We start from the raw sequence: 13,940 nt of genomic DNA on the forward strand, positions 1-13,940 counted from the left end.
GCGTCGGCGGAACGCTCCGGCCCCCAGGCCGTTGGCTGGCCACAAGGGGGAGCCATGGACACGCTTGCCGACATCAAACCCGATAGCCCGCTGGATTTCGCCGCCGTGGGACCTAGTCTCTACCGGGCCGCGCCGACGCTCTCCACGCTCAAGGTCGGCGCGGTGATCAACACCGCCAGCGGAAGCTGCGACGCCGACGCCGAGGTCGACCTGGCGATGATCTGCGAGCGGGCGGGCCTGCCGCTCGCCAAGATCTGGTGCGCCAGCGGCGCCGACCTGGCGCCGGCGCTGGACGAGGCCAAGGACGAGGCGCTCGACCTGCTGATCGTGCTGGGCGGCGATGGCACCATCCGCTCGGCCGCCGCCCTCTGCGCCGCCGAGGGACCCTTGCTCATTCCGTTGCCGGGCGGGACCATGAACATGCTGCCCAAGGCCCTTTATGGCGAGCGAGACTGGAAGCAGGCCCTGGAGGCGACGCTCGCGGCGCCGGTGCTGCAATCGGTCAGCGCGGGCCAGGTGGCCGGCGAGCGGTTCTATGTAGCCGGCATCTTCGGGGCGCCCTCCCTGTGGGCCAGGGCGCGGGAGGCCGTCCGCGTCGGCGACCTGACCACCGCGCTCGGCCACGGACAGGTCGCGCTCGAGAAGAGTTTTTCAGAGCCTGTGCGCTACAGCCTGCCCGGCGAGCAAGCCCAGGCCCAGGCGGTCTCGGTCCTGTGCCCGCTGACCTCCAAGGCCTTGCCGGCCGACGCCCCGGCCCTGGAAGTGGCCGCCCTCAATCCCGATGGGGCATTCAGCGCCCTGAAACTGGCCTTGCGCGGCCTGGTGGCCGACTGGCGCGACGACCCCAGCGTCACCGTCCATCGGTCGGCCAGCGTCGCCCTGGCCAGCGACGAGCCGATCCCCGCCATCCTCGACGGCGAAAGCCTGACCCTGTCGCCTACCGAAACCGTGACCTTCGTGGCGGAGGCCTTCACCGCCGTCCGGCCCTCGCCGCACAGGGCCTGAGCCGAAAGGCCAGAGCGTCAAGTCCCGGGCTGGCGCGCGGCTTCGGTCTTGGCCGACTTGGCGGTCGGGCGCCCGTCATTGACCGGATCGGGAAGCTTTTCGCGGGTGGCGCCGACGCCGGCGGGCGCGGAAGCGGCGGCTTTGTCCGAACTGCTCTCGGGCGTCGGCGGCGGCGCGCGGTCCGAACAGGCTCCCAGAAGAAGGGTGGCGGTGAAGGCTAGCAGGAGGGGGGTCTTGGTCATGGGGACTCCGAGGTTTGACGCCTGGCCGCCAACACCGACTGGCCACGGGCTGTGGGCCAACGCCCCGGCCCGCGTTTGGAGCCCGAGCCGCAACACCGCCTCGTGGGGTCGATCCGGCTTCACGCCACGCGCCGCCCGCTTTCACCAGCGCGTGCGCCCCAGCGCCTTATCAAAAGACGGTTTCGCGAGCCCCGCTAGAGCGCCGCCAGGATCCCGTCCAGCCGTCGCCGCGCCCCCGGCACCGGGTCCAGATGCGGAAATCGGTGCCCGCCGTCATAGTCCAGGCGAAGATCCTCATGGTGCAGACCCCGCTTGACGCGCAGCACCAGCGGCGCGTCCTGCCGCGTCGCCGCGACGGCGCGCCAGATCGCATCGATGCTGAAGTCGCGGCCATTGACAGCCAGGATCGACGCGCCCGCCGTCAAGCCCGCCTGAAAGGCCGGGCTTTCCCACATGACCTCCTGTACCAAGCCGGCGGCATTGACGGCCAGCCCCAGCGAGAACCGCAGATTGACGATGTCGCTGAGGGCGTCGGCCTGGGCCGCGAAAGGCGTGGGCGTGTCGCGGTAGACCAGTTGGTAGCCGCCCCGCGTAAGGCCCTCCAGATGCGTTCCGGCCTCGCGGCTTTCGAGGCGCTCGATCAGAAGCCCGGCCCAGTCGTAGGGCGCCAGATCGCTCAAGGCCGCCACCACGTCGTCGAACCGATAGGTCCGGGTAACCTCATTCATGGCCGGCGCGAAGAACGTCCTGGCGAAGCCGTCCAGGCTGGCGGTCTCGCCGGACAGTTCGCGCAGCAAGGTGTCGATCTCAAGCCACAGCAATTGGCCTTCGGAATAGTAGTCCTCGCTCCGCTGCCAGCTAAGCCAGGGAAGCGGTTGACGGCTGGCGATGATCGGATCGCGGGTGGTGTCGCTCATCGGTCGCCAGCGGCCGCCGGCCCGGTTGGCATAGACCGCCGCCGTCACGGCCAGGGAGTCCAGGGCCTGCTGGCGCGTCCATAGCCCCGAGCGGGCCGCCAGGACCTGGCCCCAATACTGGGTCTGGCCTTCATAGACCCACATCAGGCTGTTACGGATCGGTTGCTCGAAACTGGCGGTCCAGGAGTCCGCCCCGCGCCGGTGCTTGCCGTTCCAGGCATGGACATATTCGTGGGCCGCCACATCGCGCCGCGAGGCGTTGGTCTCCCAGGCCGAGAAGTAGTCGGGAGGGGTGGCGATCTCGCAGGAGCAATGGTGCTCCACGCCCATCCCGCCCAGCGCGCCGCTAAGCGCCAGCAGGAAGTCATAACGCTCGAAGGGCCGGCCCCCGAACAGTCGGTCGGCCTGGACGACGAGGGCGCGATGGGCATCGATCTGCGCATCGGTAACGTCCAGCTGGTCGGGGCGGTCGGAAAAGAGGTTGAGCGCCACCGCCCCGTCGTCATCCAGCGGGATGCGGCGAAAACATTGGCCGGCGAACAACGGCGAGTCGACCAGGACATCCAGGCCCACTGGCTTGAAGCGGGCCTCGCCCGGCGCGATCGGCTCCAGCGCGCAGGCGAAGGCCCAGTCTCGCGGCAGTTGGACCTCGGCCTGGACCTGGACGCGACGCGCGAAATAGCCAGCCGGATAAAGCAGGACCGTGTTCCACCGCAGCGCCTGCAGGTCGGGCGTCACGACCACATCACCCTGGCTTTGGGCGGTCGGGGTCAGGAACTGGAGCTCGATCTCCAGCGCCTGCGCGCCGGCCGGGACGTCGACATGGAACGCATAGACCTCCACGGGGTCGCGCCGCCAAGCCAAGTCCTCGCCGAGGGCGGCGATCCGCAGGCCGGCGAGCAGCTCGATCGGCGCGGCCGGGCTGTGATAACCCGGCAACCACTTGGGGAACATCAGCACCTGGGGTCCAGCCTGGGCGACCGGCAGGCTCTGGCGCGCCCGGATGATTCCGCGCCGCACATCGGTGGCGTCGACCTCCAGGGTGATCACGCCAGGATAGGCGATGTCGCGCGGGGCCGGGATCGAGGGTGGCGGCGGCAGGGGATTAGGCTCTGTCATCCGCAGCTAATCGCAGCTCGCGCCAAGCGTTCCGTCCTCTCTTCCCGCGGCCTCACGCCGTCGCGATCACCAGGCCGCCGCGCACGCCTGGCGACCCGCCGGGCCTCGCCCTCCCATCGTCAAATGATGACCCCGAGGCGGTCGGGCGCCGATCCGGTCAGGCGGTCGCCTGCCCGGCCTCGCGCAGCAACCTCACCGGCACGGACTTGGCGGCCGGCGTTTTGCTCTCCTCGGCATGGTGGCCGACAGGGATCAGGACATTGCACTCGGGGTAGTAGGAGCCCAGGCATCCGACCGGGATGTCATAGGGGGTGACCCGCAGACCCGGCTTGACGCGCGACAGCCCGTCGTCGATCGCCGAGGCCAGGCTGACGATCGCCCCCTCCTCCAGGCCAAGGCGGGCCATGTCGGACCGATTGATCAGCACGACCTCGCGCGTGCCCTCGATGCCCCGGAACCGGTCATCGTAGCCGTAGACGGTGGTGTTGAACTGGTCGTTGGAGCGCAGGGTCATAAGGCGAAAGACATCGTCCTGCGCCGCGAACCCGGTAGCCGACAGGCTAAGCGGGGTGATGAAGGCGGCCTTGCCGCCTTCGACCTCGCTGAAGTCGCGCTCGCGGGCCTTGTTGGGACGGTGAAAGCCGCCGGGCTGGCCAAAGCGCTGGTTGAAGCCCGAGAACCACTGGGGATAGGTCGCTTCGATGGCGTCGCGGACCTTGGAATAATCGCCTACCCAGGCGTCCCAGTCGACCTTGGGATTGGGGGCCAGCAGGGCCTTGGCGAGTCCGGCGACGATGGCGGCTTCGGACTTCAGGTTCGCGCTTGCCGGGCGCTGGTCGCCATAGGAAGCGTGGATGCAGCTGGTGGAGTCTTCCATCGAGACGGTCTGCGGCCCGCTGGCCTGCTCGTCGCGTTCGATCCGGCTCAGGCAGGGCAGAAGATAGGCGATCTTGCCGTTGACGAGATGGCTGCGGTTGAGCCGCGTGGCGATCTGGACGGTGAGCTCCAGGTTCGGCCAAGCCGCCTCGATGCGCGGACTATCGGGGACGGCGCGCAGGAAGTTGCCGCCCAGCCCGACATAGGCGCGAACCTTGCCTGACAAAATCCCCTCGCAGACCTCAACGGTGTTGAGGCCTTTCTCGCGCGGCGGCGCGAAGCCGTACTGCTCGGCCAGCCGGTCGAGCGGCGCCAGTTCCGGCTTTTCCGTAATGCCGACCGTGCGTTGACCCTGGACGTTGGAATGGCCGCGCACCGGGCAGAGTCCCGTCCCCGGCCGCCCGACATTACCCTTCAGCATCATCAGGTTACAGACCATGTGGACGTTGTGCACGCCCAGCCGATGCTGGGTCAGGCCCATGCCATAGACGCCGATGGTCGCGGCGCTGGCCCCGTAGGTCGAGGCGGCCTTGGACAGGTCGGCCCGCGTCAGTCCGCTGGCCGCTTCGATAGCCGCCCAGGGCGTCTGGCGGCAAAAGCCGGCGAACGCCTCGAAGCCTTGGGTGTAGGTGGCGATGAAGGCGTGATCGAGGACCGGTTCGCGTCCCGCCTGGCGCGCCTCGTCGTCGGCTTCGATCAGCCATTTACAGAGGCCCGTCATGGCCGCGATGTCGCCGCCGGCCATCAATTGATAATATTGCGACGAGATCGGCGTCGAAGATCCGGTGAGCATCTGGAACGGCGACTGGGGGTTGGCGAAGCGCTCAAGGCCCCGTTCGCGCAGCGGATTGAAGGTGATGATCGCCGCGCCGCGGCGGGCGGCGTGCTGCAGGTCGTGGAGCATGCGCGGGCTGTTGGAACCGACGTTCTGGCCGAAGAAGAACAGGCAATCGGCCTTTTCGAAATCCTCCAGCGTCACCGTCCCGACCGGCGCGCCGATGCTCTTCTTGAGGCCCACCGACGTACTCTCGTGGCACATGTTGGAGCTGTCGGGGAGGTTCTGGCTGCCGTACATCCGCGCCATCAGGGCGTACATGTAGGACGTCTCCAGCGAGGCCCGGCCGGACGCGTAGAACACCGCCGCCGTCGGCTCGATCGCCTGGAGCGCCTGGCCGATGGCCCTGAACGCCTCATCCCAGCCGCAGGCTACGTAGCGGTCCGATGCTGCGTCATAGCGCATCGGGTCGGTCAGTCGGCCCAGCTGTTCCAGGTCGTAGTCGCTCCACCCGCGCAGGGCCGTCAGCGTGTGCTGGGCCAGGACATCGGGCGTGCAGCGCTTGGGCGTCAGGTCCCAGGCCGTGGCCTTGGCGCCGTTCTCGCAGAACTCGGCCGGGTGGGGCTTGGCGGGCTTGGCCCAGGCGCAGCTGACGCAGGCGAAACCGTCAGGCTTGTTCTGGCGAAGGAGCTGGCGCATCGGCGCGACCTCTTCGCGCTTGAACACCTTGGCGATCCCGATCAGCGAGCCCCATCCCCCGGCCGGTCCTGTGTAGGACGTGAACTTGACCTTGCCGACGGTTCGAGGGGAACGGGCCATGGTGTCCTGCGTATTGTCAGCCTAGGGCCAGGGGGAACGGATGGACGCCGTCAAGGTTCGCCGTCACGCAACGCCAGTTTCGAAGCTGTGCACGCCGCTAATATGCGTGCTCGCCCTGCTGCTGGTCGGCTGCGGCGCCGAAAAGCGCCACCTCGGCGCCGCCGTCCCCCTCACCCCGCCGATCCTGGCCGACGACCCCCGCGCCGCTGGCCTGGAGACCAATGCCTTTGAGCTCTCCGAGGGCGGCCGCCAGTTTCGATGGGCGGCCTGTGGCCAATGTCATGGCAGTCAGGCTCAAGGCGCCGCCCGCCTCGACGACGACGCCTGGCGGTGCGGCGGGACCACCACGCAGATCTATCGTTCGATCGCCCAGGGCTGCGGCGCGGCCATGCCGGCCTACGCCGCCAAAGCCACGCCCGACCAGATTTGGCGCATGGCCGCCTATGTCCACAGCCTGTCCAGGACCGACGCGAAAAAGCGCCGCCGCGCCGACAACGCCCTGGCTGGAGAGCCCCAGGGTTCGACTTGGAAAGGACCGCTGACATGACCCGGGTCCTGCTGAGATTGGGCCTTGCGACCGCTCTGACCGCCGTGGCCGGATGCGCCGGCGAGCAATCCGTCCTGGCGCCGGGCTCTGACCAAGCCCGCGACCTGCTGGTCCTGGGCGTCCTGCTGACCCTGACCTGCGCGTTGGCCTATCTCGTCGTGCTGACCTTCCTGAGCGCGGCCCTGGCCCGGCGACGCCGAACCGCCGCCGCGGCGGACGGCGCGGGCGACCCAGGCGACGACGCGCGGCTGGCGCGCGGCCTCAAGCTGTGGATCGGCTTCGTGGGGGCCGGCGTCTGCTTGCTGTCGGTCGCCAGCTTCACCGCGGACCGGGTGTTGGCCAGACCCGCCGCCAGCCCACCGCTGGACGTGCGCATCACCGGCCACCAGTGGTGGTGGCGCATCGCCTATCGCGACCCCACGAGCGGCCAGTGGATCGAGACCGCCAATGAGCTGCACCTGCCGTTGGGCCGCCCCGTCCGCCTCGAGTTGACCTCGGCCGACGTCATTCACAGCTTCTGGGTCCCCGGCCTGCACGGCAAGCTCGACATGATCCCGGGACGGACCAACGTCCTGGCCATCACCCCCCAAAAGGCTGGCTGGACCCGCGGCCAGTGCGGCGAATTCTGCGGCCTGCAACACGCTCAGATGGCGCTCTGGACCAAGGTCGAGGCCCCTGGCGCCTTCGACGCCTGGCTGGCCAACCAGGTCCGCCCCGCCCAAGCGCCGGCCTCGCCGGGTCTGCAACTGATCGAGACCGGGCCCTGCGCGGCCTGCCATACGGTGCGGGGCACGCGGGCGGCGGGACGCGCCGGCCCCGACCTCACCCACCTGGCCGCGCGGCGCGATCTGGCGGCCGGGACCCTGCCCTTCACGCGCGGCGGCCTGGCCGGTTGGATCAGCCAGCCCCAGGCGCTCAAGCCGGGCGCCGAGATGCCGCCTTCGGGCCTGGACGGCCAGCAGACCCAACAGGTCGTGGCCTATCTGGAGGCGCTCAAATGACCGCCGCCAAGACCCGCGCGATCGATCGCGACAAGGCGGCGGCGCGCTGTGAGGTCGCCTGGCGCGACGCCCCCGGGCTGTGGGGGTTCCTGACGACGGTGGATCACAAGCGCATCGCCGCGCGCTACGTCCTCACCACCCTGGCGCTGCTGTTCCTGGCCGGAATGCTGGCCCTGGACATGCGGCTGCAGCTCACCTTCCCCTCCCTGCATCGGATGGGCGCCCAGGGCTATAACGAGGCCTTCACCCTGCACGGCTCGACCATGCTGTTCCTGGTCTCGGTGCCCGTGATGGAGGCCATGGCCATGTGGCTGACGCCGCTGATGCTGGGCCAGCGCAATATGGCTTTCCCGCGCCTGAACGCCTTCAGCTACTGGATGTACCTGGGCGGGGTGTTGATGCTGTGGGTCCCGCATGCGCTCAATATCACGCCGGACCTGGGCTGGTTTCAGTATCCGCCGCTGTCTGGACCCGGCTACGCGCCGGGCCATCGGGCCGACATCTGGGCGCAGATGATCACCTTCACCGAGGTGGCGGCCCTGTCGGTGTCGGTCAATACGGTCGCGACGATCCTGCGCATGCGCCCGCCCGGCATGACCCTGGCGCGCATGCCGCTCTTTCTTTGGGCGATGCTGGTGGCGGCGGGCATGACGATCCTGGCCCTGCCGGCTGTGATGCTGGTCACCAGCATGTTGATCGCCGACCGCCTGGTCTCCACCCACTTCTTCGATCCGGTGGCCGGGGGTGACGTGGTGCTGTTCCAACATCTCTTCTGGTTCTTCGGCCACCCGGAGGTCTACATCATCTTCGTGCCGGCCCTGGGGTTCGTGGGTCAGATCGTCGAGACCTTCTCGCGCCGGCGGGTGTTCGGCTACACGCCGATCGTCCTGTCCTTGCTGACCATCGCCATCCTGGCCTTTGGCCTTTGGGTGCACCACATGTTCGCCGTGGGCCTGCCCAAGCTTGGCGCCAGCTTTTACACCGCCGCCAGCATGGCCATCGCCCTGCCCACCGGCCTGCAGATCTATTGCTGGATCGCCACCCTGTGGGGCGGACGGCCACGCTTCGACACGCCCCTGTTGTGGGTGATCGGCTTTATCGTCACCTTCGTGATCGGCGGACTGTCGGGCGTGATGACCGCCTCGGCGCCGCTCGACCTGCAGCTGACCGACACCTATTTTATCGTCGCCCACCTCCACTATGTGCTGATCGGCGGCGCGCTGTTCCCGTTGTTTGGGGCCTTTTGCTACTGGTTTCCCAAGGCCACCGGGCGGCTGTTGTCCGAGCGCCTGGGCAAGGTCAGCTTCTGGCTCGTGTTTAGCGGGTTCAATCTCGGCTTCTTCCCGATGCACATCCTGGGCCTGATGGGCATGCCGCGCCGCATCTATACCTATGGTCCGCAAATGGGTTGGCAGGCCCTCAACATCGTCGCCACCGCCGGGTCGGCGATCGCCATGGTCGGCGCCCTGCTGTTCGTCGCCAACGCCTGGCTGAGCCTGCGGCGCGGCGCGGCCGCCGGCCCCAACCCGTGGGGCGCGCCCACCCTGGAATGGGCCGTGGCCAGCCCGCCGCCGCCCTATAACTTCACGCATCCGCCGGTGGTCGACAGCCTCACGCCCTTATGGCCGCCTCCCGAGACAATGGCCGTGGTCACCGGCGTCTCGCTGGATCGCCGCGAGGTGCTGGTGACCAGCGCCGTGGACGCCGAGCCCGTTCATCTTCAGGCTTCGGCGGAGCCCTCGATCTGGCCCCTGGCGGCGGCGATCGCCACCAGCGCCATGTTCGTGGCCAGCATCTTCACCCCGTGGGCGCTGGTCTGGGGGGCCTTGCCGGTCTTGGTGACCCTGACCGGCTGGTTCTGGCCGCATCGCAGCCTGACCCCTGGCGTTCGCCGGATGCTGGGGCGGGCGTCATGACCCAGAGCCTGCCCAAACTCACCGCCGCCCTGGACGTCTCCCATCTGCCCAACGCCGCCATGGGTCCGGCGAGCCTGGTGTGGTGGGGGACGTTGGGGTTCATGCTGATCGAAGGGACAGGCTTTGTCCTCGGCGGCGGCGCGCTCCTCTACCTGGCCGCACAAGCTCCGCAATGGCCGCCGCGCGGCGACGCCCTGCCCGACCTGGCGTTCGGCACGGCTTTCACGGTGCTGATCCTGCTCAGCGCCATCCCCAACCTCTGGCTGGAGCGCCGGGCCCGCCAATGCGACCTCGCCGCCTGCCGATGGGGCCTGGTGGTCATGAGCCTGATCGGGGTCGCCCTGCTGGTGCTGCGCGGCTACGAGATGGCCCATCTCAACGTGCGCTGGGACGCCGACGCCTACGGCTCGCTCGTCTGGCTGATGATCTTTCTGCATCTGACCCATGTCATCACCGATTTGGCCGACACGCTGGTCATCGGCGCCTGGCTCTTCACCCATGAGCCGGGACACCCACAGTACGCCGACATCAGCGACAACGCCGGCTATTGGAGCTTCGTGATCCTGGCCTGGCCGCCGATCTATATTCTGGTCTACTGGCTGCCGAGGTGGTCATGACCAGCGTCGCCAAGCTGCGCTCACGTCTCATGCAAGCCCGCCCCTGGTGCGGGATGGTCGTCGCCCCGATGGCCTGGCTGGCCCTGCAGCAAGGCCTGGGAATCCTGGTCTATTGGGCCTGCGCCCAGGGCGGCCCGCCTTTGGGCCCTACCGCCGGGATCGCCGCCTGCGCGTCCTGTCTGGCCGCGGCCTGGGTCTCAGGCCATCGCCTGCCCGCCGCGGGACGGACGCGGTTCGTCGGCCAGGCCGCCGCGGGCCTCGCCGCCCTCCTGGCGTTTGCCTGCGCCCTCCTGACCCTTTCGGCCGTCCTGGTGCCCGCATGCGCACGGTAGCCGCTGGTCCCTCCGCCTGGCCCGCGGCGCTGGCCATGACCATGGGTCTGCTGGTCCTGGCGCTCTTGGCCGGGGCCGTCTCCCTGGTCGTGCAAAAGCGCCAGTCCAATGTCGAAAAGACCCGCGCCGCCGCGGCCATGACCGGCGGCGATCCCCAGGCTGGCCTGACGGCGATGGCCCGCCATGGCTGCGGCGCCTGTCATCAGGTCCCCGGCCTGCCCCAAGCCGATGGGCGCGTGGGCCCGTCCCTGGACAAGGTCGCCACGCGCGCCTTCATCGGCGGGTCGCTGCCCAACCAGCCGGCCGCGATGGCGCGGTTCGTCGCCCAGCCGCAACATCTCCAGCCCCAAGGCGGCATGCCGGACATGCCCGTCACGCCGGGCGAAGCGCGCGACATCGCCGCCTATCTCTACACGTTGCGCTGATGACGATCGCTCTGCCCGACCCCCGTGGGGCGCGCCCCCTCCCTGTTCTCCAGGTCATCGACGGCAAGGCCGCCGCCGCCACCCGATGGACGCCCGAGGAGGTGGCCGTCGCCCTGGTTCACGACGCGGGGACGACGGCGGTGATGATGGCCACGCCAAGCGACATCGAGGACTTGGCCATCGGTTTTAGCCTGACCGAAGGGATCATCGAGTCTCCAGCCGAGATCGCCCGCCTGGAGGTGGTCAGCACCGATCTTGGCGTTGAGGCGCGCCTGTGGCTGGTCGCGGCGCGGTCGGCGAAACTGGCGAGCCGTCGTCGCAGCCTGGCCGGGCCGACGGGCTGTGGCCTGTGCGGCGTCGACAGCCTCAAAGCCGTCGCGCGGCCCTTGCCCAAGGCCGGAGGCGACCTTCGCCTGACGGCGCAGGACGTCCAGGCCGCGCTGAAGACCCTGTCGGAGCGGCAGGACCTGGGAAGGGCCACCCGCGCGGCGCACGCCGCGGCCTGGTGGACGCCGGGCGAGGGCCTGGTCATGGCGCGCGAGGATGTCGGCCGCCATAACGCCCTGGACAAGCTGGCCGGCGCCCTGGCCCAAGACCCGATCGCGCGTGCGCCCGGCGCCGTGGTCCTGACGAGCCGGGTTTCGATCGAAATGGTCCAGAAGGCGGCGATGATCGGCGCGGAGGCCATCGTGGCGATCTCCGCGCCCACCGCCCTGGCGGTCGAGGCCGCCGACCAGGCGGGGATCACCCTGGTGGCGATCGCGCGGGACGACGGGTTCATGGTCTTCAGCCATCCCCAGCGGCTGGTCGGCCTGGGCCGCGACCCGAACGGCGACGCTGTCACCCTTGTCAGGAGCGCGCGATGAGCGACCGTCCATGGCGACCCTATTGCGGCCCGGGGCCAACGCCCGGCGAGCTTCTAGGGCGCTGGAACCTTGATCCGTTGCTGCTGGCCGGCCTGGTCGGTCTTGCGGTCCTGATGTGGTCGGCGACGCGCGGCGCGCCGCGGCGGCGGCGATGGGCCTTGGCGGCCTTGACGCTCCTGATCGTCACCTTCGTGTCGCCGCTCTGCGCCTTGAGCTCGGCGCTGTTCGCGGCCCGCACGGCGCACCACATCCTGCTGGTCGCGCTGGCCGCGCCGCTTCTGGCGCTGTCCTGTCCTCCGGCCCGCGCAAAGCTGCCGCTGTCGGCCCTGACGGTCCTGCACATCGCGATCCTGTGGGCGTGGCACATCCCCGCCGCCTATTCGGCGGCCCTGGCCGACACCCTGGTCTATGCGGCGATGCAGGTCTCGCTGCTCGGCTCGGCGGTGCTGTTCTGGCGGGCGGCCTGGGCGGCGCGGCCTTGGCCGGGCGCCTTGGCCTTCACCGCGGCCATGATGCAGATGGGCCTCTTGGGCGCCCTGATCACTCTGGCTCCTTTCGCCCTTTATGCGCCGCATCTGGCGACCACGGCGGCCTGGGGCGTGTCGCCGCTTGAGGACCAGCAATTGGCGGGGCTGATCATGTGGATCCCGGCCGGCGGGATCTATCTGGCCGCCGCCGTCGCCTCGGCGCGCAGGGCGCTCGTCTCGCGGCCGACCGAGGCCAAGCCGCTGGCGGCGGGGACCTTCGCCCGCCCCGCCATCGACGAGGGGTGACCATGGACGCCCTGCGAACCGCCAAGCCGGCCGGCCGCCCGTCCTGGCGCCGGCTCAGGCCCGTCTAGCATGTCCAGCCCGCTGCGCGATGGCCCGCCGCCCAACGCCCACGACCGGTGGGCCGCGAGCGCGCGCCTGGTCTCGCAGAGCGGCGGTCTTGCGACGGTGGAGCTCAGCTTCCGCAACCAAGCGCTTGGCCCGCTTCCGGCGGTTCGGCTGACCATCAGTTGGAAACCCGGCATGGAGGCTCGCGACGTGGAGGCGCTGGCCCTGCAGTTGGCCGGCCAGTCTCTGGCCTTCCTCAGCCGCGCCTGCCTGGAGGCCGCCGCCGCCAAGACGATCTGATCGGCGCGCCGCCAGCGCCAAAGAAAAGGCCCCGGGGCGTCCCGGGGCCTTGGCGGTCCGATGAACCGGACGCTGACTAGACGGCGCTGGAGCCAAGGCCCGTGACCGGGCGATCGGCGTCTTCGCGACGCAGCCGCTCGACCTCGTCGGGCAGCGCCCCGTCGTCGGCGTTCGCGAACGATCGATCCTCGCCGCGATAGAGCGAGCGCTCGCGTTCGATCTGCTCGGCGCTGTAGGGCTCGGCGTCGGGGTCGAAGCGCGACCAGCCGGCTTGGCGATAGGCCTCGCCGCGGCCCAGGGCGTCGACACCGCGGCGGCCGTTGAGCACGCGCTCGATCTCGGCGACCCGCGCCTCGTCGGCCTTGACGCTGACCAGGGTTCCGCCGCGCCGCACGCCTTCGGAATAGACATTGGCCTCCTCGTCCGAGTGGCCGGCGTCCTTCAGGGCGCCCAGCAAGCCACCCGTGGCGCCGCCCGCCGCCGCGCCGACCAGGGCGCCAACGGCCGTGGAGGCCAGCCAGCCGGCGGCCACCACCGGGCCCAGGCCCGGGATCGCCAGCATGCCAAGGCCCGCCAGCAGGCCGGCGCCGCCGCCGATCAGGCCGCCGGTGGTCGCGCCCTTGCCCGCGCCCTCGGCCACGTCGTTGTCGCCATCACGATCGGCGTCGCCCAGGGGGCCATCGGTGCCCAAGGCGCGGCCGGTCCGCCAGTCTCCGGCGTGCCAGTTGTCGGCGTTGTTGGAGACCAGGCTGATGCGGTCGCGATCGACGCCGGCGCGTTGCAGATCGTCCACGGCGTCGAGGGCTTGGATATGGGTATCGAACAGTCGCGTGATGGTCTTGGTCATGGGAATTTCCCTTGAACTATCTTTTGATGAGTTTGGCGGGCTGCGCGCCTAGTTCTTTGTGATGGCGCCCTTGTAGTCGACCGAGACGCTGACAGCCTGGCCGTCCTTGGTCGCCTTGCCCTGCCACAGGCCGTTGGCGTTTTGCGTCAGGGGGCCGACGCCGGTGTAGCCCGCCGTCTCAATCGCGCTCTTGGCTTGGGCTTCGGTGTAGGAGCTGGCGCCCGGCGTGGGGCCGGTTTCGCCCGTGGTCGGGGCCGTATCGACCGCTTCGTTGCGCGGTTCCTGCGACGTCGAGACCACGGGCCCCTCCGTCCGGGCCGGCTCGGTCTTCTCGCTCTTGGGACCGCAGGCGGCGAGCAAGGCGGCCGCGGCGACCAGCGTCATCATCGGTTTGATCATGGTGGTGTCTCCCTTGGGAGCCAGGACAAGGCGCACAGGCCGCGCGCGGTTCCGAAACGACCACCCCGAAAGCGCCATGCCGGCTGGAACAGCGGCCGGGCCAGACAGTTTAGGTCGCG

Annotated in this window: 15 protein-coding genes; 10 read left to right on the forward strand and 5 right to left on the reverse strand. The window is 69.7% G+C overall.

Features of this window, described 5'->3' with window-relative positions:
• Positions 1–54 precede the first annotated feature (54 nt).
• Positions 55–1,005: a diacylglycerol kinase family protein gene (locus CSW62_RS13515; protein ID WP_099578593.1), complete on the forward strand. Its 951-nt coding sequence runs from the start codon at positions 55–57 to the stop codon at positions 1,003–1,005.
• A 17-nt stretch (positions 1,006–1,022) separates the two neighbouring features.
• Here CSW62_RS13515 and CSW62_RS13520 read toward each other — a convergent pair whose 3' ends face one another.
• From CSW62_RS13520 to CSW62_RS13530, 3 genes are all read right to left on the reverse strand, one after another.
• On the reverse strand, positions 1,023–1,247 hold the full coding sequence (locus CSW62_RS13520) for a hypothetical protein (protein ID WP_099578595.1): 225 nt from the start codon (positions 1,245–1,247) through the stop codon (positions 1,023–1,025).
• A 194-nt stretch (positions 1,248–1,441) separates the two neighbouring features.
• Complete coding sequence (locus CSW62_RS13525) at positions 1,442–3,283, reverse strand: M61 family metallopeptidase (RefSeq protein ID WP_099578597.1); 1,842 nt, start codon at positions 3,281–3,283, stop codon at positions 1,442–1,444.
• 157 nt (positions 3,284–3,440) lie between these two features.
• On the reverse strand, positions 3,441–5,753 hold the full coding sequence (locus CSW62_RS13530; protein WP_099578599.1) for an FdhF/YdeP family oxidoreductase: 2,313 nt from the start codon (positions 5,751–5,753) through the stop codon (positions 3,441–3,443).
• 40 nt (positions 5,754–5,793) lie between these two features.
• Here CSW62_RS13530 and CSW62_RS13535 point away from each other — a divergent pair, with 40 nt between their 5' ends.
• From CSW62_RS13535 to CSW62_RS13575, 9 genes are all read left to right on the forward strand, one after another.
• Entirely contained in the window at positions 5,794–6,300 is a 507-nt protein-coding gene (locus CSW62_RS13535; RefSeq protein ID WP_099578601.1) for a c-type cytochrome, read from the forward strand.
• Complete coding sequence (locus CSW62_RS13540) at positions 6,297–7,301, forward strand: c-type cytochrome (protein ID WP_099578602.1); 1,005 nt, start codon at positions 6,297–6,299, stop codon at positions 7,299–7,301. The genes CSW62_RS13535 and CSW62_RS13540 overlap by 4 nt, the downstream gene beginning before the upstream one ends.
• Complete coding sequence (locus tag CSW62_RS13545; protein WP_099578604.1) at positions 7,298–9,217, forward strand: cbb3-type cytochrome c oxidase subunit I; 1,920 nt, start codon at positions 7,298–7,300, stop codon at positions 9,215–9,217. Before CSW62_RS13540 ends, CSW62_RS13545 begins: the two co-directional genes overlap by 4 nt.
• On the forward strand, positions 9,214–9,834 hold the full coding sequence (locus tag CSW62_RS13550) for a cytochrome C oxidase subunit III (RefSeq protein ID WP_099578606.1): 621 nt from the start codon (positions 9,214–9,216) through the stop codon (positions 9,832–9,834). Before CSW62_RS13545 ends, CSW62_RS13550 begins: the two co-directional genes overlap by 4 nt.
• The gene (locus tag CSW62_RS13555) at positions 9,831–10,166 is read left to right on the forward strand and encodes a hypothetical protein (RefSeq protein ID WP_099578608.1); all 336 of its coding nucleotides are present in this window, start codon (positions 9,831–9,833) and stop codon (positions 10,164–10,166) included. Before CSW62_RS13550 ends, CSW62_RS13555 begins: the two co-directional genes overlap by 4 nt.
• Entirely contained in the window at positions 10,154–10,591 is a 438-nt protein-coding gene (locus tag CSW62_RS13560) for a cytochrome c family protein (protein WP_199170599.1), read from the forward strand. Before CSW62_RS13555 ends, CSW62_RS13560 begins: the two co-directional genes overlap by 13 nt.
• Positions 10,591–11,457 carry a formate dehydrogenase accessory sulfurtransferase FdhD gene (fdhD, locus tag CSW62_RS13565; protein WP_099578612.1) on the forward strand — a complete coding sequence of 289 codons (867 nt, stop codon included), beginning with the start codon at positions 10,591–10,593 and terminating at the stop codon, positions 11,455–11,457. The genes CSW62_RS13560 and fdhD overlap by 1 nt, the downstream gene beginning before the upstream one ends.
• Positions 11,454–12,230, forward strand: a complete 777-nt coding sequence (locus CSW62_RS13570) for a cytochrome c oxidase assembly protein (RefSeq protein ID WP_099578614.1) — start codon at positions 11,454–11,456, stop codon at positions 12,228–12,230. Before fdhD ends, CSW62_RS13570 begins: the two co-directional genes overlap by 4 nt.
• Positions 12,231–12,299: 69 nt before the next feature.
• Positions 12,300–12,575, forward strand: a complete 276-nt coding sequence (locus CSW62_RS13575) for a hypothetical protein (protein ID WP_099578616.1) — start codon at positions 12,300–12,302, stop codon at positions 12,573–12,575.
• Positions 12,576–12,651: 76 nt separating this feature from the next.
• On the opposite strand, the gene CSW62_RS13580 is transcribed toward CSW62_RS13575, so the two are convergent.
• Complete coding sequence (locus CSW62_RS13580; protein WP_099578618.1) at positions 12,652–13,422, reverse strand: hypothetical protein; 771 nt, start codon at positions 13,420–13,422, stop codon at positions 12,652–12,654.
• Between the two features lie 48 nt (positions 13,423–13,470).
• Complete coding sequence (locus CSW62_RS13585; RefSeq protein WP_099578620.1) at positions 13,471–13,821, reverse strand: hypothetical protein; 351 nt, start codon at positions 13,819–13,821, stop codon at positions 13,471–13,473.
• Positions 13,822–13,940 lie beyond the last annotated feature (119 nt).

Origin of the sequence: Caulobacter sp. FWC2, assembly GCF_002742625.1 — a bacterium.
Classification (GTDB): Bacteria; Pseudomonadota; Alphaproteobacteria; order Caulobacterales; family Caulobacteraceae; genus Caulobacter.

Coding starts and splice junctions, on each gene's coding strand:
- CSW62_RS13555 (WP_099578608.1), top strand. CDS start 9,831: ATGACCAGCGTCGCCAAGCTGCGCTCACGTCTCATGCAAGCCCGCCCC.
- CSW62_RS13525 (WP_099578597.1), bottom strand. CDS start 3,283: ATGACAGAGCCTAATCCCCTGCCGCCGCCACCCTCGATCCCGGCCCCG.
- CSW62_RS13540 (WP_099578602.1), top strand. CDS start 6,297: ATGACCCGGGTCCTGCTGAGATTGGGCCTTGCGACCGCTCTGACCGCC.
- CSW62_RS13530 (WP_099578599.1), bottom strand. CDS start 5,753: ATGGCCCGTTCCCCTCGAACCGTCGGCAAGGTCAAGTTCACGTCCTAC.
- CSW62_RS13520 (WP_099578595.1), bottom strand. CDS start 1,247: ATGACCAAGACCCCCCTCCTGCTAGCCTTCACCGCCACCCTTCTTCTG.
- CSW62_RS13570 (WP_099578614.1), top strand. CDS start 11,454: ATGAGCGACCGTCCATGGCGACCCTATTGCGGCCCGGGGCCAACGCCC.
- CSW62_RS13585 (WP_099578620.1), bottom strand. CDS start 13,821: ATGATCAAACCGATGATGACGCTGGTCGCCGCGGCCGCCTTGCTCGCC.
- CSW62_RS13560 (WP_199170599.1), top strand. CDS start 10,154: ATGCGCACGGTAGCCGCTGGTCCCTCCGCCTGGCCCGCGGCGCTGGCC.
- CSW62_RS13515 (WP_099578593.1), top strand. CDS start 55: ATGGACACGCTTGCCGACATCAAACCCGATAGCCCGCTGGATTTCGCC.
- CSW62_RS13550 (WP_099578606.1), top strand. CDS start 9,214: ATGACCCAGAGCCTGCCCAAACTCACCGCCGCCCTGGACGTCTCCCAT.
- CSW62_RS13580 (WP_099578618.1), bottom strand. CDS start 13,422: ATGACCAAGACCATCACGCGACTGTTCGATACCCATATCCAAGCCCTC.
- CSW62_RS13535 (WP_099578601.1), top strand. CDS start 5,794: ATGGACGCCGTCAAGGTTCGCCGTCACGCAACGCCAGTTTCGAAGCTG.
- fdhD (WP_099578612.1), top strand. CDS start 10,591: ATGACGATCGCTCTGCCCGACCCCCGTGGGGCGCGCCCCCTCCCTGTT.
- CSW62_RS13575 (WP_099578616.1), top strand. CDS start 12,300: ATGTCCAGCCCGCTGCGCGATGGCCCGCCGCCCAACGCCCACGACCGG.
- CSW62_RS13545 (WP_099578604.1), top strand. CDS start 7,298: ATGACCGCCGCCAAGACCCGCGCGATCGATCGCGACAAGGCGGCGGCG.